17 protein-coding genes and 1 pseudogene are annotated in these 19,171 nt (G+C 63.2%); 10 read left to right on the forward strand and 8 right to left on the reverse strand.

Features of this window, described 5'->3' with window-relative positions:
- Both J0I64_RS12690 and J0I64_RS12695 read left to right on the forward strand, forming a co-directional pair.
- A partial coding sequence (locus J0I64_RS12690; protein ID WP_291408750.1) for an ABC transporter ATP-binding protein occupies nt 1-876 on the forward strand: 876 nt, incomplete at its 5' end.
- Between the two features lie 3 nt (nt 877-879).
- A complete protein-coding gene (locus tag J0I64_RS12695; RefSeq protein ID WP_291408752.1) occupies nt 880-2,523 on the forward strand; it encodes an iron ABC transporter permease in 1,644 nt (547 codons plus the stop codon).
- A 58-nt stretch (nt 2,524-2,581) separates the two neighbouring features.
- On the opposite strand, the gene J0I64_RS12700 is transcribed toward J0I64_RS12695, so the two are convergent.
- From J0I64_RS12700 to J0I64_RS12725, 6 genes are all read right to left on the reverse strand, one after another.
- Nucleotides 2,582-3,292: an ABC transporter ATP-binding protein gene (locus J0I64_RS12700; protein ID WP_291408754.1), complete on the reverse strand. Its 711-nt coding sequence runs from the start codon at nt 3,290-3,292 to the stop codon at nt 2,582-2,584.
- Entirely contained in the window at nt 3,273-4,061 is a 789-nt protein-coding gene (locus J0I64_RS12705) for an ABC transporter ATP-binding protein (protein WP_291408756.1), read from the reverse strand. Before J0I64_RS12705 ends, J0I64_RS12700 begins: the two co-directional genes overlap by 20 nt.
- Nucleotides 4,031-5,023: a branched-chain amino acid ABC transporter permease gene (locus tag J0I64_RS12710; RefSeq protein WP_291408785.1), complete on the reverse strand. Its 993-nt coding sequence runs from the start codon at nt 5,021-5,023 to the stop codon at nt 4,031-4,033. The genes J0I64_RS12705 and J0I64_RS12710 overlap by 31 nt, the downstream gene beginning before the upstream one ends.
- 5 nt (nt 5,024-5,028) lie before the next feature.
- Nucleotides 5,029-5,892: a branched-chain amino acid ABC transporter permease gene (locus J0I64_RS12715; protein WP_291408758.1), complete on the reverse strand. Its 864-nt coding sequence runs from the start codon at nt 5,890-5,892 to the stop codon at nt 5,029-5,031.
- A 149-nt stretch (nt 5,893-6,041) separates the two neighbouring features.
- Nucleotides 6,042-7,208 (reverse strand): ABC transporter substrate-binding protein, encoded by a 1,167-nt coding sequence (locus J0I64_RS12720; protein ID WP_291408760.1) that lies wholly within the window; start codon nt 7,206-7,208, stop codon nt 6,042-6,044.
- 162 nt (nt 7,209-7,370) lie between these two features.
- Nucleotides 7,371-8,228 (reverse strand): helix-turn-helix domain-containing protein, encoded by an 858-nt coding sequence (locus J0I64_RS12725; protein ID WP_291408762.1) that lies wholly within the window; start codon nt 8,226-8,228, stop codon nt 7,371-7,373.
- A gap of 50 nt (nt 8,229-8,278) precedes the next feature.
- Between J0I64_RS12725 and pobA the strand changes: the two genes are divergently transcribed.
- On the forward strand, nt 8,279-9,439 hold the full coding sequence (gene pobA, locus J0I64_RS12730; protein WP_291408764.1) for a 4-hydroxybenzoate 3-monooxygenase: 1,161 nt from the start codon (nt 8,279-8,281) through the stop codon (nt 9,437-9,439).
- A gap of 1 nt (nt 9,440) precedes the next feature.
- Here the strand turns inward: pobA and J0I64_RS12735 are convergent, their stop codons facing one another.
- Entirely contained in the window at nt 9,441-10,364 is a 924-nt protein-coding gene (locus J0I64_RS12735; protein ID WP_291408765.1) for a LysR family transcriptional regulator, read from the reverse strand.
- A 107-nt stretch (nt 10,365-10,471) separates the two neighbouring features.
- Here J0I64_RS12735 and J0I64_RS12740 point away from each other — a divergent pair, with 107 nt between their 5' ends.
- From J0I64_RS12740 to fabF, 3 genes are all read left to right on the forward strand, one after another.
- Nucleotides 10,472-11,311 (forward strand): alpha/beta hydrolase, encoded by an 840-nt coding sequence (locus tag J0I64_RS12740; protein WP_291408767.1) that lies wholly within the window; start codon nt 10,472-10,474, stop codon nt 11,309-11,311.
- A 62-nt stretch (nt 11,312-11,373) separates the two neighbouring features.
- Complete coding sequence (locus J0I64_RS12745; RefSeq protein ID WP_291408769.1) at nt 11,374-11,760, forward strand: MarR family winged helix-turn-helix transcriptional regulator; 387 nt, start codon at nt 11,374-11,376, stop codon at nt 11,758-11,760.
- 72 nt (nt 11,761-11,832) lie between these two features.
- Nucleotides 11,833-13,122: a beta-ketoacyl-ACP synthase II gene (gene fabF, locus J0I64_RS12750; protein ID WP_291408771.1), complete on the forward strand. Its 1,290-nt coding sequence runs from the start codon at nt 11,833-11,835 to the stop codon at nt 13,120-13,122.
- Nucleotides 13,123-13,161: 39 nt separating this feature from the next.
- Here the strand turns inward: fabF and J0I64_RS12755 are convergent, their stop codons facing one another.
- Entirely contained in the window at nt 13,162-14,142 is a 981-nt protein-coding gene (locus J0I64_RS12755; protein WP_291408773.1) for an aldo/keto reductase, read from the reverse strand.
- Between the two features lie 162 nt (nt 14,143-14,304).
- Between J0I64_RS12755 and J0I64_RS12760 the strand changes: the two are divergent.
- From J0I64_RS12760 to J0I64_RS12775, 4 genes and pseudogenes are all read left to right on the forward strand, one after another.
- Nucleotides 14,305-15,193: pseudogene (locus J0I64_RS12760) on the forward strand (LysR family transcriptional regulator).
- A 244-nt stretch (nt 15,194-15,437) separates the two neighbouring features.
- Nucleotides 15,438-16,304, forward strand: a complete 867-nt coding sequence (locus J0I64_RS12765; RefSeq protein ID WP_291408775.1) for an AraC family transcriptional regulator — start codon at nt 15,438-15,440, stop codon at nt 16,302-16,304.
- 130 nt (nt 16,305-16,434) lie between these two features.
- On the forward strand, nt 16,435-18,546 hold the full coding sequence (locus J0I64_RS12770) for a TonB-dependent siderophore receptor (protein WP_291408777.1): 2,112 nt from the start codon (nt 16,435-16,437) through the stop codon (nt 18,544-18,546).
- Nucleotides 18,547-18,673: 127 nt separating this feature from the next.
- On the forward strand, nt 18,674-19,171 hold a 498-nt coding region (locus J0I64_RS12775), incomplete at its 3' end, for a L,D-transpeptidase (RefSeq protein ID WP_291408779.1).

Below are 19,171 nucleotides of genomic sequence, written 5' to 3' on the forward strand. Positions count from 1 at the left end.
GATGGACACAACCTGCGCGCCATCCCGCCGCACAAGCGCGATATCGGCATGGTGTTTCAGGACTATGCGGTGTTCCCGCACCTGACCGTTTTTGACAACGTCGCCTTCGGCCTCAAACCACGAAAAGTGCCGGCCGACGAGATCAAGACCCGCGTGGGCGAAGCGCTCTCGGCGGTGCATCTGGGCGCGCTGTCCGAGCGCCTCCCCGCCGCCATGTCGGGCGGCCAGCAGCAGCGCATCGGCCTCGCCCGCGCCATGGTCATCAACCCGCAACTTCTGCTGATGGACGAGCCGCTATCCAACCTCGATGCCAAGCTGCGCATCGAACTGCGCGAGGAAATCCGCGACATCCAGAAGCGCGTTGATATCGCCACCATCTATGTGACGCACGATCAGGAAGAGGCCCTGGCCATCTCCGACCGCATCTGCGTCATGAGCGCCGGCCATATCGAGCAGATCGGCACGCCGCAGGAAATTTATGGCGATCCGCAGACCCTGTTCGTCGCCAATTTCGTTGGCACGCTCAACACCCTGGCCGCCGGCGAAGGCCGCACCAGGCTCCTCGCCGATCTCGGCCTCGATGCCCCCGCCGCCGCCCACTGGACGGTTCGCCCCGAGCGCCTGTCCCTGGTCGAAACCAACGCAACCCCGACCGGCCGCGCCGTCGCCCTCCCCGGCACCATCGCCAAGTTTACCTATCTCGGCCGCGAGGCCCATGTTCTTGTCGAGACCCCGGCCGGCACTGTCGTGGTGCAACTGTCCAACCCGGCGCTGAGCCCCGCCCGCCAGCCGGGCGATCAGGTTTCGGTCCTCTTTGAGCGCGCGGCGCTGATGGCATTCGACGCCGACAGCAAGCGCCTCCCGCTGGAGGGCTGAGCCATGCTTCGCCGCTTCGATTTCTGGACAGTGGTGATGTTGGGCACCTGGGCAATTCTGTTGCTCCTGCTCTTCATCCCCGTCGGCTCCGTGCTCCTCTCGAGCTTTTACGACACCGCCGGCAACGCCACCCTCGCCAACTACGTCAATTTCATCAGCGAACCCCGCTTCCAGAAGGCCCTTTTCAACACGCTCGTCGTCGGTTTCGGCGGCCTGGCCGGCGCCCTGCTCCTGGGCTCCATCATGGCTTTCTGCATTTCGCGCTTTCAGATCGCCGGCGGCCGTTTCGTCTCGCTGCTCGCTATTCTGGCGCTGGTGTCGCCGCCCTTTATCGGCGCTTACTCCTGGATCGTGCTTTTCGGGGCCGGCGGCGTCGTCCGCGGCTGGGCGCGCGAATTCGGCATGACCATGCCGCCGATCTATGGCGTGGGCGGTATCCTGGTTGTCTTTGCGCTCAAGTTCTACCCGTTCGTCTACCTGATGGTGTCGGGCGCCCTCTCCAACGTGAACCGCTCGCTTGAAGAAGCCGCTGAAGGCCTCGGCCTCACGCCGCTGCAGCGTACCTTCAAGATCTCATTCCCGATGGTCTTCCCGGCCCTTTCGGCTGGCGGCCTCCTCGCCCTCATCCAGTCGATCGCCGATTTCGGCACGCCCCGCCTGCTCGGCCGCGGCTACAACGTCCTCGCCACCGAGGCCTACACGCTCTATTCGGCCGAAGTCGGCTCCAACATGTCCATGGCCACCACCATCAGCGTCGTGCTGATCGTCGTCTCCATGATCTTCGTGCTGCTTCAGCGCTTCATGTCCCGCCGCAACGTCTACCATGGCAACATGATCAACAAGCCGACCAAGATTAAGCTCAAGGGCTGGCGCAATGTGCTGGCGCATTTCGCCGTCTATTTCATCGGCCTTTGCGGCGCCATGCCGGTGATCATTTCGATCATCTATTCCTTGCGCCGCACCAATGGTCCGGTCTTCCAGGACGGTTTCGCCCTCCAGAGCTACGAGCGCATCCTGTTCAACCTCGGCGACGTCGTGCGCAACTCTCTCACCTTCTCGGCCTCGGCCGTGGTGATGATCGTCATCGTCGGCACCATCGTGGGCGTGCTCGTTGCCCGCCGCACCACCCTTAACACCTCGCTCCTCGATGGCGCCTTCATGATCCCCTATGTCATGCCCGGCATCGTCATCGGCATCGCCTATATCGCTGCCTTCAACACCGGCCCGCTGGTGCTGACCGGCACAGCGTCGATCATCGTGCTGTCGATCTTCATCCGCCGTCTGCCCTATACGGTGCGCACCACCTCCTCGGCCCTGCGCCAGATATCGCCCAGCCTCGAAGAAGCCGCCGTCTCGCTCGGCTACAGCCCCTTCCAGGCCTTCCTGCGCATCACGGTGCCGCTGATCATCCCCGGCATCATCGCCGGCGGCATGCTCAGCTTCGTCACCGCAATCAACGAGCTCTCGTCCTCGCTGGTGCTTTATGTCGGCTCGACCATCACCATGCCGGTGCGCATCTACCTGCTGATCCTCGATGGCGACTTCGGCACTGCGGCGGCCATGTCGACGATCCTGCTCGTCCTGAGCGGCATCGCCGTCTACATCGCCTTCCGCCTCATGGGCCGAAACGAGCAGGCCCTGCTCTAAAACCTCAAAACAAAAGAGCCGCCCACCGGGCGGCTCTTTCTTTTTGCATCAGGCAGGCTCAGTGCCCCACGCCCAAGAGCCGCTCCACCACCTCGGGCTGCGCGGTCAATTCGCCCGGCGCCCCGCTCCAGGCGATGCGCCCGCGTTCGAGAATGAGCAAGCTCTCGGCAAATTCCAGCGCGGCCTTGATCCGCTGCTCCACCAGCAGAATGGTCATCGTGCGCGCCGAGGCCAATTGCGCAAAGGCCGCCATCAACTCGTCGCAGATCACCGGCGCCAGCCCTTCCAGCGGCTCATCCAGCAACAGCACACTCGGCCGCCCCAGAATCGTCCGTGCTGTGGACAGCATCTGCTGCTCCCCGCCGGACAATTGCGACCCCATATTACGCCGCCGCTCCTTGAGGCGCGGAAACATGGCATAGGCCTCTTCGATGGCGCTTTCGGCACGCCCCTTAAGCCCCACCTGCAGGTTTTCCTCCACCGTCAGCGATTTGAAAATCGCCCGGTTCTGGGGCACATAGCCGAGCCCGGCCAGCGCCCGGCTCGAACCCTGCAGCCCTGAAATCTCGGCCCCATCGAGCGCCACCGAACCGTCGAAGCGCGTCGTCTGCCCGGCAATGGTGGCAAAGAGCGTGGTCTTGCCCATGCCGTTGCGACCGAGCACGGCGAGCCGCCCGCCGGCCGGCACGGAAAAGCCGATATCCTCGATGATGCGCGTCTGGCCATAGCCGGCGCTCAGCCCGCGAACCTCAAGCTTGGCTGCGGTCATCGGCATAGCTCCCCAGATAGGCCTCGCGCACACGCGGATCGCGCGACACCTCGGCCGGCGTGCCATCGAAAATGATGGCGCCCGCCGCCAGCACCACCACCCGGCGCGCAAAGCGGAAAACGAAATCCATGTCGTGGTCGATCATCAGCACCGCCAGATCCCCCGGCAGCCGCTCCAACGCCCGCTCGATCAGCATGGTGTCAGACCCCGGCACCCCCGCCGCCGGCTCGTCAAGCAGCAGCACTTTCGGCCGCAGCGCCATCACCAGAGCAATTTCAAGCAGTCGCTGCTGTCCGTAGGCAATAGAATTGGCCGGCTGCTGCGCAATGCCATCGAGATTGAGCAGTGCCAGAATCTCATGGGTCTCGGCCATCACCGCCGGCATGCCGCGATAATCGCCAAAAACGCGCCCCGAGCGCCCCTGTTTTTGCAGCAGCGCCAGCGCCACATGCTCTTCCGGCGTCATCTCGGAAAAAAGCCGCGTCACCTGAAAGCTGCGCACCAGCCCCGCCTGCACACGCCGGCTCGGCGACGCCGCGGTAATATCCTCGCCATCCAGATGCACAGATCCCGCATGCGGCTTCAGCTGTCCGGTCACGAGATTGACGAAGGTGGTCTTGCCCGCCCCGTTGGGGCCGATCAGCGCCACGCGGTCACCCTTGGCAAGGTTCAGCGACACATCGTCGGTCACCGCCAGTCCGCCAAAATTCTTGCGCAGGTTGCGCACCTCGAGAAGGCTCATGACCGGCGCCCCCGCACACGGGCCCATAGGCTCTCGGCCGCCCCGACCAGCCCCTTGGGCGCAAACAGCACCACCCCGATCAGCAGCACCCCGATAATCGTCAGCCAGTGGAAGGGGTTGATGGCCGAAACGCGGTCCTCGAACCAGACGAAAACCAGCGTCCCCACCAGCGCCCCGAAAAGCTTGCCCGTGCCGCCGACAACCAGCATGACCAGCGCTTCCGCCGAGGTGGTGAAGGAGAGGCTGTCGAGCCCAACGACCTTGGTGGCGATAGCCGAAAGCGCTCCGCCGAGCCCTGCCACTGCCCCGGCAATGGCATACATCTTGACGAGGGTGAAATAGACCGGCGCCCCCATGGCCCGCACCCGCACCGGGTCCTGCTTGATCCCCCGGCACAGCATGCCGAAGGGCGAGCGCACGACGATCCGCAGGACCACGAAGACCACCAGCAGCAGCCCCACCGCCATGAAAAAGGCCGTGCGTCCAAAAAGATCGAAGCGGAACAGCCCGAATAGCGGCGAAGGCGCGATGCCCGAAAGCCCGTCGCTGCCGCCCGTCCAGGCCGAAAGCTTGTTGGCCGCCTCATGCGCCAGCGACACCACCGCAATGGACAGCACCAATTGGCTGAGCCCGTGCCCGCGCAGAATGACAAGGCTCGTCACCGCACCCGCCAGCGCACCGGCAACCGCCCCGATGGCCAGCATCAGCAGCGGATCGGTTACCCCAAAGCGCGCGGCAAAAATCCCAGCGGCATAGGCCCCGGCCCCAAAGAGCGTCGCATGCCCCAGCGTCGCCACGCCGGAAAACCCGGTGACGAGATCAAGCGAGAGCACCAGCAGCATCACCGCAATAATGCGCGTCAGCAGCGCCAGATTGGTAGGAAACAGCAGAAACAGCGCCCCGGCCACCAGAGCCACCGCGGCCACCGCCCAAAAATCGCCGAGGGCTGTCCGCTGCCAGCTTCGGGTCGTGACGGAATTTACAGGCATATCGCTCATTTGGACCGCCCCAGCAGGCCATTTGGAAAGGTGCAGACGATGGCGATAACCGCCAGATAGAAGAAGAACTCGCCATATTCGGGCGCCAGGTATCGTGCAGTGGTCTGCACCAGCCCCAGGATCAGCGACGCCGCCAGCGCGCCGGCAATCGACCCCGCCCCGCCCACGGATACGACGACGAGGAAGGTCACCATATAGTGCAGCGCATAATAGGGCTCGATGGGCAGCAGTTGCGCGCCAACCACCCCGCCGAGCGCCGCCAGCCCAATCGCCAGCGCAAAGCTGATGGCATAGACGGCCTTGGTCTTGACCCCCAGCGCCTCGGCCATGGCAGCATCATCCACCGCTGCCCGCAGCCGCACGCCAAACGGCGTCCGCTCCACCAGCAGCCAAAGCCCACCGGCCACCACGATACCCACCGCCACGGCAAACAGCTTGTGCGCCGCGATCGATCGGAACCCGAGATCAACCGGCCCCTGAAGTTGCTCGGGCAAAGCAATCGTCTTCAGCGTCGGGCCCATGACGAAATTGGCAATGCCGATAATGGCAAAGGTAATCCCGATGCTCATCAGCACCTGCGTCAGCTCCGGCGCACCATAAATCCGGCGATAGAGCAGGCGTTCGAGCGGAATGGCCACCAGCACGGTGCAGACAATGGCCGCGATGACGGCGATGCCAAACGGCAGTCCCATCTGCTGGGTGGCATAGGAGGCCACATAGCCCCCGATCATGGCGAAGGCGCCATGGGCGAGGTTCACCACCTTCATCAGCCCCATGGTGACGCTGAGACCGATGGAGATGACGAACAGCACCATGCCATAGGCCAGCGAGTCCGCCGCGATCGATAGAATGGTCTGCATCGGTCACCCGTTGGCGTGTCGTCTTGAGGGATGGCTTCGGCGCGAGCACCGCCCACCATCGCAAAGCGGCAGGTGAGAGGACCTTCGGCGAACACCGAGAATGCCCCTCACCCGGCCCTCACTCTATAGGTGAAAGCCCAGCCTCTGGCTTACGGCGCCTTCCAACCGGGATCGGTCTGGGCCTCAAAGGTCTGGATTTCCTTGTTGATATAGCGCCCATCCTCCTGCGCCACTTCGCGCAGATAGATGTTTTGCGTGATGTGGCGGTTTTCCGGGTTGATGGAAACCGGTCCACGCGGACTGGTCCAGCTCAGTCCCTTCACCGCCTCGACGGCTGCGGCCGCGTCCTGATTGCCGCCAGTCGCCTCGATCATCTTGGAAATCACATACATGCCGTCATAGGCGCCCACGGCCGGAAAGCTCAGGTCCGCGGCGTTACCGATGGCCTTGGAAGCCGCTTCCACGAAGGCAGCATTCTCCGGCGAGTCATGGCTCACGGCATAGTGGAACGTCGTCAGCAGCCCCAGGGCATTGGTACCCAGCGCCACGAGATCAGGCTCCTGCGTCAGGTCACCCGGCGCAAGCAGGGTAACGCCCGCGTCCTTGAGCCCATTTTCGACATAGGCCTGCATGAAGCCCAGCGTTGCCGGACCCGCCGGCAGGAAGGCGAACACTGCCTCTGCCCCGGAATCCTTGATGCGCTGCATCATCGGGCTGAAGTCATTGGTGTTCATCGGCATGCGCACCGATTCCACCACTTCGCCACCCGCGCCGCCAAAGGCGGTGACAAACGCCGTCTCGGCATCGACGCCCGGACCATAGTCGGACACCACCGTCATCGCCTTGTTGATACCGCGCTCACGCGCCACGGCCGCCATCGGCGTCGATGTCTGCCAGGTAGTGAACGAGGTGCGCACCACATAGGGGCTGGCATTGACGATGGCGGACGTCGCCGCGTTGAACACAACCATCGGCACATTGCCCTCTTCGAGGATCGGTGCCGCCGCCATGGCGTCGGGGGTATAATAATAACCCGCCAGATATTGCACGCCCTCGCTGACGATCAGCTCCTGGGTCAGTGCCGCCGACTGCGCAGGGTCGGCCGCCGGCAGGTCGCGATAGACGATCTCGATCGTGTGGTCGCCAATGGTATTGCCGTTGACGGCCAGCCAGGCATCGATGCCCGCCTGGAAATTGCGCCCCTGCAACGAGGCCGGACCGGAAAACGGCCCCACGACGCCGATCTTGATCGTATCGGCAAACGCGACGCTGCTGGTCAGGGCGAGCGCCAGGCTCGCCAGAAATAGCTTCTTCATTGTTCCTCCCAATACCGTTGCCTCCACCGGCACTCATAACCCTATGGAAAGAAGAGGACCGGCAAAAATGAAAAACTTGCCGCCTATTATGCCCCAGAGGTTATGCTTGGGCGATGCGGCATTCATGCTCGCCCCCGGTGTTTGACACAGCATAACCAGCTGTCACTGCTTCCTGAAGACTCGCGGCGCCACGCCCAATACCCGCGTCAGCACCCGGGAGAAATAGGCCGGGTCTTCATAACCGAGTTCCGCCCCGATCTCCTTGATCGAGAGCGAGGAGAACAGCAGCATCCGCCGCGCCTCGAGCGCCACCCGCCTCTCGATCACCTCCAGCGCCGAAGCGCCCAGCACCTGCCGGCTTACCCGGTTGAGATGGGTCTGGCTGATCCCAAGCGCTCCCGCATAGTCCCCGATCTTGCGCGTCTCGCGAAACTGCTGGTCGACCATCGCCCGAAATGCCTTGGCATGCAGCAATGACCGATCCGCCGGATCGCCCGCCCGCGCCCGGTCCTGTCGCGCCCGCGCCAGCGCCACCAGCAACAGCGTCAGATGCGCCCGCATCGCCGCATCGTGCCTTATCCCCGGCCGATCCGCCTCGCCCACCAGCCGATCCAGCGCCTCCCCCACCTCGAACGATCGCCCACTCAAAACCATCGGCCCGGGCAGATCGAGCCCGAGGCCCGCAAGATCGCGCTCCATCAGCGTCACGACGACCCCCTCGACATCGTCGCTGAAGGCAAAGGCGTGCACCGTCAGCGCCGGCACCACCACAACGCCCTCGCGCCGGATTTCGTGTCGGTCGTCGTCGAGCGTCACGCCAGCGCGCCCGCCCGTCACATGCAACACCTGGAAAAATTGCTCATGCCGATGCGGCGCGATCCGATAGCCATGCAGCCGACTGCGCGACTGAATGCTCTCCCAGTGCAGCCAATCCTGCGTCGCAACCTGCTCGCCGTAAAGCGCATAGACGGGGATCGAGTTCATGTTCGGATAGTGCAAGTCATTGCATGCCCTGTCCATTCACCAATTCGCCCAAACGCGCATGATTATGGCAACGAGAGGGGAGCGAATTGCGCACCAATGTTGTCATTATCGGCGCAGGTCCTGCGGGCCTGATGCTTGGCCGCCTGCTGGAACTTGCCGGCGTCGACGCCATCATCCTTGAGCGCCGCAGCCCCGACTATGTCCTCGGCCGCATCCGCGCCGGCGTCCTTGAACAAGGCACTGTCGACCTCATGGAGCGCGCAGAGGCCGGCACCCGAATGCATGCCGAAGGCCTTGTCCATCGCGGCATCGAGCTCAGCTTTGACGGCGACCGCCATCGCCTTGATTTTTCTGACCTTATCGATCGAACGGTCATGGTCTACGGCCAGACCGAAGTCACCCGCGACCTGATTGAGGCCCGCCAGTCCTCCACCGTCTACGAGGCCGAAGAGGTCGAACTGCACGACTTCGACACCGCCCATCCCCGCGTCACCTACCGCCAGGCGGGTAAAACCCATCGCATCGACTGCGACTACATCGCCGGCTGCGACGGCTTCCACGGCATCAGCCGCCAAAGCGTCCCCACCACGGCCCTCACCACCTACGAACGCACCTATCCCTTTGGCTGGCTTGGTATTCTTGTCGATCAACCGCCAGTGGCAGATGAACTGATCTACGCCCACCACGCCCGCGGCTTCGCCCTCTGCTCCCAGCGCTCGCACACCCGCAGCCGCTACTACGTGCAGGTCGCTGCCGACGAAAAAGTCGAAGCCTGGTCCGATGCCCGCTTCTGGGACGAGTTGCGCCTGCGCCTCAACCCCGAAACCGCCGAAGCGCTCAAAACCGGCCCAGCCCTTGAAAAGTCCATCGCGCCGCTCCGCAGTTTCGTCGCCGAACCCTTGCGTTTCGGCCGCCTGTTCCTTGCCGGCGACGCCGCCCACATTGTCCCGCCCACGGGCGCCAAGGGCCTCAATCTCGCCATGAGCGACGTCGCCGCCCTCGCCGACGCCCTCATCGAAGCGACCCTCGAAAAGTCCTCTGCCGGCATTGACGCCTATTCGGCTAAAGTCCTGCAGCGCATATGGAAAGCGGAGCGCTTCTCCTGGTGGATGACGAGCCTCCTCCACACTTTCCCCGAAACCGGTCCCTTCGGCCGCCGCATCCAGCGCGCCGATTTCGACTATCTCCGCAGCTCCCACGCCGCCCAGCAAAGCCTTGCTGAAAACTACACGGGCCTGCCCTGGTAAACTAAGCGGGCAGCTTGGACGCTGGAGCGAATGCAACCTTGCGCGCCGCCATGTTCTCAACCACAAAGTCGACAAAGACCCGGATTTTGGGCGATAGCTGGCGGTTGCTCGGCCACACCAGCGCCAGCGAGCCGAGCGGCACCATGTATGGGGTCAGCACCGCAACGAGCGAGCCATCATCGAGGTAGGGCTGGGCCACGTAAACCGGCAGATGCGCCAACCCAAGGCTATCGCGCGCCGCCCGCAATCCCGCGTCGGTATTGTTGAAGACCAAGCTGCGCGGCACGTGCATCCGATCAAAAGGCTCCGCAAACGCCCACTGGGCCAGTTGCCCGCTGGAGAGATGCTTAAAACGAATACAGGCATGCCCCACGAGATCACCCGGGCTTTCGGGGTAGCCCCATCGCGCCAAATAGTCGGGACTGCCACACACAACGAAATGCTGCTTGCCGATCTGCCGGGCGATTAGTCCCGCATCGTTAAGCTCGCCGCTGCGCACAACCACGTCAAAACCCTCTGCGACGATGTCCACGACTCTATCCTCGAACTCGAGATCGAGCTCGATACCTGGATAGGCCCGCAGAAATTGCGGAAGCAACGGCATGAGCAGATGGTGTCCGACGATATGCGGTAGCGACACCCGCAGCCTGCCCGAGGGTACGGACCGGCTGTTGAGCACGATAGTTTCTGCGTCCCTGACCTCGTCGAGAATGCTGCGGTATCGTTCGAAGAGCACAGCGCCTTCCTCTGTCAGGCTGACACTGCGAGTGGTGCGGTTGAGCAACCGGACCCCTAGACGGCTTTCAAGCCGACCTATCGCCTTCCCGATGGCCGACGGCGACAGCCCCGCCACGCGGGCCGCGCCGGCGAAACTATGCTGTTCCACGGCATGAACGAATGCCGCAATGCTGGCAAAACTCTCCATGCCATTTCATTGCAGACTTTTTGTCTCTTCTGAAGTCCCTTTCCGCACGATTGTCGCGCTGTCGCGATCGAATATCCTCAATCGGAACGTCCAAAGGATATGTCCGAATGAGCGACTACACTCACGATCTACCAGCAGCAGACACTTGCCACCTTGGTCCTCATGACCTCTTCGTCGAGAAGTACGCTGGCGACACGGCGCGGGCGAGGCATCCCGGCCACCCGCCCGTGCTCTTTGTCCACGGAGCCTTCACCGGCAGTTGGATGTGGGCCAAGTACGTACGCCACCTGAGCGCGCACGGCGTCGACGCCTTCTACATGAACCTACGTGGCCACTACAGAAGTCGCTCCGTCGACTTCTCCAGCATAGTCTTCTCGGACTATCTCGATGATATCCGCCTGGTCGTTGAAACCGTAACCTCCGACTACGATATCCCCCCGGTTCTCGTTGGCTTCAGCATGGGCGGTCTTCTCTGCATGAAGCTGGCGGAGGACGTACCGCTTTCGGGCCTCGTACTGATCGATTCCAGCATCTGCACCGAGGTGCATTCGATACTGCCCTACAAAAATCCTCCGCCTACCATCGTGGGGCCCATTGTCCCCGCCCCTATCCGGTCAGAGGCGACCACTATCGACGAGACCGAGGACGACATTGCCTTCCAGCGCAAATATCTCTCGATGGAGGCGGCAAACGTCTATCGCAACCTCGCCTGTCCATATGGTGAAACCGGCATTTCCGTGCGCGGCGACGCAGTTTCCTGTCCTTCGCTCGTCATCAGCGCCATCGCTTCAGAAGACGATGAACTACGCGGCCGCGCCCTGGCCCAACACACGGGCAGCGACTATATTGGCCTGCGGGGAACCACCCATACAGGCCTCTTGGTCGGCAGCCGCTACGGCGAGGTGGTTTCGCGCCTCCTCGCGTGGCTGGACGCCCTGCCGAATTGACAGGTGCATATGCACGACCTAAATCATCGGCGATGCGGAACGAGCTCGAAAACTGCCTGATCATGAACACCCGCATGGCGGCCCGGGCCGTCACGCGTCGTGCCGACCGCAAGCTCAGGGGCTTTGGCGTCACCTCGGCACAGTTCAACATTCTGGGCGTTCTGAGCACGGGCCCCGCCGCCTCGATCACCGACATGGCTGCCGATCTCGCCATGGATCGAACCACTCTCTCGCGTAACCTCGCGGTGCTCGAACGCCGCAAACTGGTCTCGACAGGCGCCGGCGAACATGCCCGCATGCGCAGCATCGAACTGACGCCAGAGGGGCGGCGCATTTTCGAATCCATCCTGCCGGAATGGCGCAATTCCCAGGAAGAATTGCGCAACCTGCTGACCAATCCGGATTTCCAGACCACCCTCGACGGCCTCCGCCACCTCGCAAAGCTTTAGCGTCGTCCGCCCTCTGCCATTTCGCCGCCCTCTTTTCGTTCCATGTCGTGCATATACACAGGAGAACTATCCATGCTGCGCCCAGACCCCAACGATCCCATCGTCGTGACCGGCATGGGGGCAGTCAGCCCCCTCGGCGTCGGTGTCGACACCACCTGGCAGCGGCTTCTTGAAGGGCGCAGCGGCATCGTGCGTAACGACCGCTTCGACACCACCGACTTTACCGCTCACATCGCCGGCCTCGTGCCGCCCAAGAGCAGCGACCCCGCCGGTTTCGATGCCGCCGATCATATCGACGGCAAGGAAATCAAGAAGATGGACGTCTTTATTCAATATGCCATCGCTGCCGCCGCCGAAGCGCTGGACCAGGCCAATTGGCACCCGGAATCCCCCGAGGATCAGGCCGCCACGGCCACCATCATCGGCTCCGGCGTCGGTGGTTCCCCCGTCATGGCGCGCGCTGTCGAAACCATCAATACCAAGGGCCCGCGCCGCCTCTCGCCCTTCACCGTGCCCTCTTTCCTCGCCAATCTCGCCGCCGGCTGGCTGTCGATCATCCACTCGTTCCGCGGCCCCATCGGCACTCCGGTCACGGCCTGCGCAGCCTCCGCCCAGGCCATCGGCGATGGCATGCGCCTCATCATGACCGGCGAAGCCGAAGTCGCCATCGTCGGCGGCGCCGAGGGTTCGGTCGATCCGATTTCGGTCGGTGGCTTCGGCGCCTCGCGCGCGCTCTCGACCTCCCATGCCGATGATCCCGCCAAGGCCTCCCGCCCCTTCGACAAGGGCCATGATGGCTTCGTGCTCTCGGAAGGCGCCGCCGTTCTGGTCATCGAAAAGTTGAGCCACGCCCGCGCCCGCGGCGCAAAGCCGCTCGGCGTGCTTGCCGGCTACGGCACCTCGGCCGACGCCTATCACCTCACCGCCGGCGCACCCGATGGCGCTGGCGCGCAGGTCGCCATGCGCAATGCCCTCACCATGGCCGGCCTTACCCCTGCCGATATCGGCTATGTCAACGCTCACGCCACCTCCACCGCCGTCGGCGATCAGGCCGAGATTGCGGCGTTGAGTGCTGTCTTTGCCGGGCGCGGACAGGATCTGTCGATCTCGTCCACCAAGTCCGCCACCGGCCACCTTCTCGGTGCCGCGGGTGCCCTTGAGGCGGTCTTCTGCGTAAAGGCGCTGGAAACCGGCATGTTGCCGCCGACCATCAATCTCGAAGACCCGATCGAGGAAGCCGCGCATTTCGACCTCGTCCCCAATCGCCCGCGGGAAAGGACGATCCAATACGCCCTGTCCAATTCCTTCGGCTTCGGCGGCGTCAATGCGGCTCTGGTCTTCGGCCAGCCTCCCAAGGCCTGACGGCAAAAAACTGGCGGGCGCTTGCGCCCGCCAGTGTCCTTATCGGTCGATCCGCCCCATATTGAGCGGCGAATAACGATCGCCCTGAACGGCAATACCCGAGACGGCACCCTCGATGGCCTGCAGGTCATCCACGGTGAGTTCGACACCGACCGCCCCGACATTTTCCTCGAGCCGGTGCAGCTTCGTCGTTCCTGGAATGGGCACGATCCAAGGCTTCTGCGCCATCACCCAGGCCAGCGCCAATTGCGCCGGAGTCACCTGCTTTTCACCGGCAATCCGAACCACCGTTTCCACCAGCACATGGTTGGCCGCCCGGTTCGCCGGGTCGAAGCGCGGCACCGTATTGCGGAAGTCGGTGGCGACGAACTTGGTGTCGACCCCGATCGTCCCGGTCAAAAAGCCCTTGCCGAGCGGGCTGAACGGCACAAAGCCGATGCCAAGCTCTTCGAGCACCGGAAGGATGGCTTCTTCCGGCTCCCGCCACATGAGCGAATATTCGCTCTGCAGCGCGGTAACCGGCAAAACGGCATTGGCCCGCCTGATATTGGCAACACCGGCCTCCGACATGCCGAAATGCTTGACCTTGCCCTCCGCGATCAGTTCCTTGACGGTCCCGGCCACGTCTTCCATCGGCACATTGCGGTCGACGCGGTGCTGATAAAGCAGGTCGATCCGATCGGTGCGCAGCCGCTTGAGCGAGCCTTCCACCGCCTGCCGGATTCGCGCTGGCCGGCTATCGGGCACACCGCTGCCGTCGATGTCGAAACCGAATTTGGTGGCAATCACCACCTGGTCGCGGATCGGCTCCAGCGCTTCACCGACCACTTCCTCATTCTTGTAGGGGCCATAGACTTCGGCCGTATCGAAGAAGGTGATGCCGCGCTCGAACGCAGCCCGCAGCAGTTTGACGCCTTCAGCGGTTTCCAGCGGCGTCCCGTAGGACTGGCTGATCCCCATGGCGCCAAAGCCCAGGGCCGAGACTTCCAGCCCTGCCTTGCCGAGTTTTCTCTTTTCCATCGTGATCCTCCTGTCGTGATCTCGTCAGGGAAACCGCGGCAAAGGCAAAGCGTTCAAACGCCCCCGCCCCGATCCCATCTATGCCAACAAATCTAGGCAAGCCCGGCCCCCTGCATTAGATGGCAAAATACGCATAAGCTTATGCGTGAGGAGCATTAATCCATGCGACAGAACACCGACGACCTCATAGCCTTCATCGCCGTCGCCAAGGACCGGAGCTTCACCTCCGCCGCAGCGAGGCTCGGCGTGTCGCAATCCTCACTAAGCCGCACCGTCCGCAACCTGGAAGAGCGGCTCGGTGTCCGGCTCCTCACGAGGACCACCCGCAGCGTCACCCCGACCGAGGCCGGCAAGCGCCTCCTGACCACCGTCGCCCCGCGCCTCGACGAGATCGATGCCGAGCTCGAAGCCCTCGGCGCCTATCGCGATGCCCCGGCCGGCACCATCCGGATCAATTCCAGCGAACATGCCCTGCGCACCGTCCTCTGGCCCTTCATCGACCGGTTCGCCGCGCAATATCCCGACATCAAGGTCGAAGTTGACGTCGAAAACGGCCTCATCGACATCGTCGAGCACGGCTACGACGCCGGCATCCGCCTCGGCGAACAGGTGGCCAAGGACATGATCGCCACCCGCATCGCCCCGCATTGGCACATGGCGGTCATCGCCGCACCCGACTATTTCAAAAACCGTAACGCGCCAGCTACCCCCACACGACCTCACCGCCCACAATTGCATCAACCTGCGGCTCGTGACCTATGGCGGCTTCTACGCCTGGGAATTCGAAAAAGACGGCCAGAGGCTCAACGTCCGCGTCGACGGGCAACTGGCCTTCAACGGCACAACCCACGTCCTCGCCGCGGCCCTTTCCGGTCACGGCATCGGCTGCATCCCAGCGGAAATGGCCGAGCCCTACATCGCCGACGGTCGCCTCGTGCACATCCTGGCTGACTGGATGCCGACGTTCGAAGGCTACCACCTCTACTATCCGAGCCGGAAGCACTCGGCGGCCTTTCAGCTTTTTGTCGACGGCATCCGCTATCGCGCTTAGCTGCCGCGCAGTGCCCGAAGAAAGCGCCATCACCGTCGATCCGATAGAACTGGCCGATGCGCACTGGGTCCCCCGCGACGAGACATTTCAAATGGCTTTTCGTTTTCAGGCCTTCGCCCAGCCCGCAAGTCGGAGGGCGGAAATATAAATATGAATTGAATAGTCATGTATAGATATGCGATATGAGCAGTCGAGCATCGCCCGAGCAAATGCCCACGCCGCCACGTCAAAAACGGACGCCTCCGTGTTTCATCCCAATATGCGGTCCATCGTCGAAGGTTTCTCGCCCAATGGCGGCCCGAAATGGCGCAGTTGGAACGGCATGCTCGCCGATGTCTGGAAGGTAACTGGCGAGGCCGGCGCCAGTGGCGAATATGTTTCTCCTCACGCCCGCCTCTTTACCGTGATCGACGAAACCCAGCCCGGTGCCCTCGCCCTCAGCGATCAGCCGGGCGTGACGCCGGGTCCGACCGGCCGGTTGAGTTACATACCGCCCGGGCTCCGTATCTGGTCGCTCGCTCCCAGCCAGACCCGCCTGCGCCATCTCGACCTTCATGTCGATCTCACCCAGTTCACCGAAAAATTCGGCCTCGGCCCCGCCGACGAGCGCTTCCTGACGCCGCGATTGATGTTCGACAATCCACGCATCGAGGCGCTGGCCCAACTGCTGGCCGAGGATTGCGTGACCAGCACCAGCCATGACCTCTATGGCGAAGGCATCGCCACGGCGATGCTGGTGGAGCTTTTCGGCATTGCCCAACAGGCCGAGAACATGCGCGGTCAGCTCTCGCCGCGTCGGCTAAAACTCGCGACCCATTTCCTCGCCGAACATTGCTACGATAGCCTGCGTCTTGAGGACATTGCCGGGCTCGTCGGTCTCTCGCCCTCCTATTTCTCCTCAGCCTTCAAGGCCTCAACCGGCCTCACCCCGCATCAATGGCAGATGCAGGAGCGGATCACCCGGGTCAAAACCCTGCTCGTTGAGCGTCAAGCCAGCATCAGCGAAGTGGCGGCGCTTTGCGGCTTTGCCGATCAGGCCCATCTCACCCGCGTTTTCAAGCGTCATTGCGGCCTGACCCCGGCCGCCTGGCTGCGCCTGTCGAACGTGTGACTTGAGCGCGGATTCGTTCAAAGCACCGACAGGACCGACAATCCCGGCCGTTAAAGATGATTTAACAGATCAGCATATTTCGGACATAGCCTAGCCACGATCTGGTCTGGCGTCTTCAAGGACACGAACCATGCGTTCCAGCCCAAAGCGGACTTTGCTTCGCCTTCTTCTCCTGTCCACGGCCTTCGCCGGCGGCACGGCCCTGGTTCAGGCCCAGACGACCCAGCTTGATACCCTGGTTGTCGACGGCGGCGGCAATGGTTCGGGCGGCGAAGCCCAGTTGCGCACCAGCACCGGCTCGAAAGTCGCCGTTGCGGTCAAGCGTATCCCCCAGTCCGTGTCCACGGTCACCCGCGACCAGCTCGACAAGAACCCGAGCACCAAGGCCGACGAAGCCCTGCGCTATTCCGCTGGCGTCAACACTCAGACCTATGGCGCCGACGCTGATACCGACTGGTATTCCATCCGCGGCTTCCAGGCCGAACAAACCGGAATGTTCCTCGACAACATGCAGCTCTACCAGACCGGCTTCGGCACCTTCGTCGTCGATCCCTACCTGCTCGAGCGCATCGATGTGCTCAAGGGCCCGGTCTCTTCGCTTTATGGCGGCGCCAATGTCGGCGGCATCGTCAACTACACCGGCAAACGCCCGCGCAACGAACGCTTCCTTGAGACCGAAACCGGCGTCAACAATTTCGGCAATGCCTATCTCGGCGTGGATGGCGGCGACGTCATCGCCGATGGCGACCTCGCCTATCGCCTGACCGCAAAACTTTCCGGCGGCGGCTGGGAAACCGACAAGGCGCGCGATCTGCGCGGCGTCGTTCAGGGCAGCGTCACCTGGACCCCGACCGATGCGACCTCGGTCACCGTCTATGGCAATTACCAGAACGTCGATCTCGACCACACCTCGACCGGCTTCATGCCGTATCTCGGCACCGCCGTCGACGCCCCCGGCGGCGTCCGCATTCCGCGCAATCTCAACTATGGCGAATCCGCCATCGACGTCTATCAGCGCCAGCAGTTCATGATCGGCTACGAGCTCGAACATGACATCAATGACAGCTGGACCGTACGCCAGAACGCCCGCTATGCCGGCATGGACCTCAACGAGGACTATATCTACGCCTCGGGCTTTGCCGACCTCGCCGGCACTCAGCTCGTGCGTGATCGCTGGGCCCACCACACCAAGGCCGGCATTGGCACCATCGACACCCAGGTCGAAGGCAATTTCGCCACCGGCCCGGTCGATCACACCCTGCTGCTCGGCGTCGATTTCAAGAGCTACCGCCACGAACCGGCGACCTTCTACGCCGGCAATGTCGGCAATCTCGACATCTACAACCCGGTCTATGGCATTCCCTATACCGCGCCGGCACTCGCCGCCGGTCAGGTGACGACCATGAATCAGCTCGGCTTCTACGCTCAGGACCAGCTGCGTCTCGACAACTTCGTCCTGACCCTCAACGGCCGCTACGATCTGGCCCGCACCGAACTGATCGGTCCCACGCCCTCGACCCGCGAAGAAGGCGTCTTCACCGGTCGCGTCGGCCTTGGCTACGAGTTCGACAATGGCCTAACCCCCTATGTCAGCTATGCGACCTCGTTCAATCCCTCGCTCGCCACCACCACGGCCGATGCGCTGCTGCCGAGCGAAACCGGCGAACAGTGGGAAGCCGGCATCAAGTACGAACCGACCTTCATGGATGGCCTGATCACCGCTTCGGTGTTCAACATCAACCGAAATGGCGTTGCCGCGCCCGATCCGGTCACCTGGTGGAAGTCCGTGCCGGTCGGCAAGGTCAACGTCCAGGGTGCAGAACTCGAAGGCATGTTCAAGATCGAGGACTTTACCGTCCGCGGCGCGCTGACCTATCTCGACGCCGAAGTCGTCGCCAGCACCAATGCCGCCCTCCTCGGCAAGACCCCGGTACAGGTCCCGACGCTCACCGCTTCGTTCGGCGTCGACTACACCTTCACCGACGGCACCTTCGATGGCCTCACCATCGGCGCCGGTGTACGTGTCCTTGGCGAAACCTGGGCTGATCAGGCCAATACCACCAAGGTGCCGGGCACGGCCCTCATCGATGCTGGACTGAGCTACAAGCGCGACGACTGGAGCGCGGCGCTCAACGTCAGCAACATCCTCGACACCTCCTATGTCGCGAGCTGTCAGACCACCACGTCCTGTGGTTATGGCCAGGGCCGCACCGCGACCCTCAGCTTCAAGAAGAGCTGGTAATCAAACGGGCGGCCAAGCACCGCCCGCACCCTTTCGAGCCGGCAATGACACACGTCGTTGCCGGCTTGCCATTTTCTAAAAGCCGGCCCAATCTCCCCTTCATAAAAACCGAGCCAAGAGGATGGCGATGACGTTTAGAGACAGAACGATCGGACCCACGCGCATCAATCGCCGCACCTTTCTCCTCGGCTCCGCAACGGCCCTCGGCGCCGCAGCGCTGGCCGGTTGCTCCGCCGTTGGCGGGGGAATGAGCACCGCCGAAGCCGAGCGCGTCTATGGCCCGGTGCCGAGCGAGCGCTTCCCGATCCCCGCGGTCAACATCAACAAGGTTGACCCCAAATATCTCCGCCGCACCGTCCGCTATCCGTCCAAGGAAGCGGTCGGCACGCTGATCGTCGACCCCAAGCACTATTACGTCTATCGCATCGAGGGGAACGATCTCGCGACCCGCTATGGCGCCAATGTCGGCCGCGCCGGCTTTGTTTGGAGCGGCGAAGCCTATATCGGGCGCAAGGCCGAATGGCCGGTCTGGACCCCGCCCAAGGAAATGATCGCCCGCCAGCCCGAAGCCGCGCCCTATGCCAATGGCATGAAGCCCGGCCTCGACAATCCGCTCGGCGCCCGC

Origin of the sequence: Devosia sp. (genome assembly GCF_017307565.1) — a bacterium.
In the GTDB taxonomy this organism is placed as follows: Bacteria; Pseudomonadota; Alphaproteobacteria; order Rhizobiales; family Devosiaceae; genus Devosia.

What these genes read in the sequence shown, in the direction of transcription:
- J0I64_RS12770 (WP_291408777.1), top strand. Translation starts at nt 16,435, where the DNA reads ATGCGTTCCAGCCCAAAGCGGACTTTGCTTCGCCTTCTTCTCCTGTCC.
- J0I64_RS12695 (WP_291408752.1), top strand. Translation starts at nt 880, where the DNA reads ATGCTTCGCCGCTTCGATTTCTGGACAGTGGTGATGTTGGGCACCTGG.
- J0I64_RS12705 (WP_291408756.1), bottom strand. Translation starts at nt 4,061, where the DNA reads ATGGGCCCGTGTGCGGGGGCGCCGGTCATGAGCCTTCTCGAGGTGCGC.
- J0I64_RS12725 (WP_291408762.1), bottom strand. Translation starts at nt 8,228, where the DNA reads ATGGACAGGGCATGCAATGACTTGCACTATCCGAACATGAACTCGATC.
- fabF (WP_291408771.1), top strand. Translation starts at nt 11,833, where the DNA reads ATGCTGCGCCCAGACCCCAACGATCCCATCGTCGTGACCGGCATGGGG.
- J0I64_RS12720 (WP_291408760.1), bottom strand. Translation starts at nt 7,208, where the DNA reads ATGAAGAAGCTATTTCTGGCGAGCCTGGCGCTCGCCCTGACCAGCAGC.
- J0I64_RS12740 (WP_291408767.1), top strand. Translation starts at nt 10,472, where the DNA reads ATGAGCGACTACACTCACGATCTACCAGCAGCAGACACTTGCCACCTT.
- J0I64_RS12700 (WP_291408754.1), bottom strand. Translation starts at nt 3,292, where the DNA reads ATGACCGCAGCCAAGCTTGAGGTTCGCGGGCTGAGCGCCGGCTATGGC.
- J0I64_RS12735 (WP_291408765.1), bottom strand. Translation starts at nt 10,364, where the DNA reads ATGGAGAGTTTTGCCAGCATTGCGGCATTCGTTCATGCCGTGGAACAG.
- J0I64_RS12710 (WP_291408785.1), bottom strand. Translation starts at nt 5,023, where the DNA reads ATGCCTGTAAATTCCGTCACGACCCGAAGCTGGCAGCGGACAGCCCTC.
- J0I64_RS12745 (WP_291408769.1), top strand. Translation starts at nt 11,374, where the DNA reads ATGAACACCCGCATGGCGGCCCGGGCCGTCACGCGTCGTGCCGACCGC.
- J0I64_RS12755 (WP_291408773.1), bottom strand. Translation starts at nt 14,142, where the DNA reads ATGGAAAAGAGAAAACTCGGCAAGGCAGGGCTGGAAGTCTCGGCCCTG.
- J0I64_RS12715 (WP_291408758.1), bottom strand. Translation starts at nt 5,892, where the DNA reads ATGCAGACCATTCTATCGATCGCGGCGGACTCGCTGGCCTATGGCATG.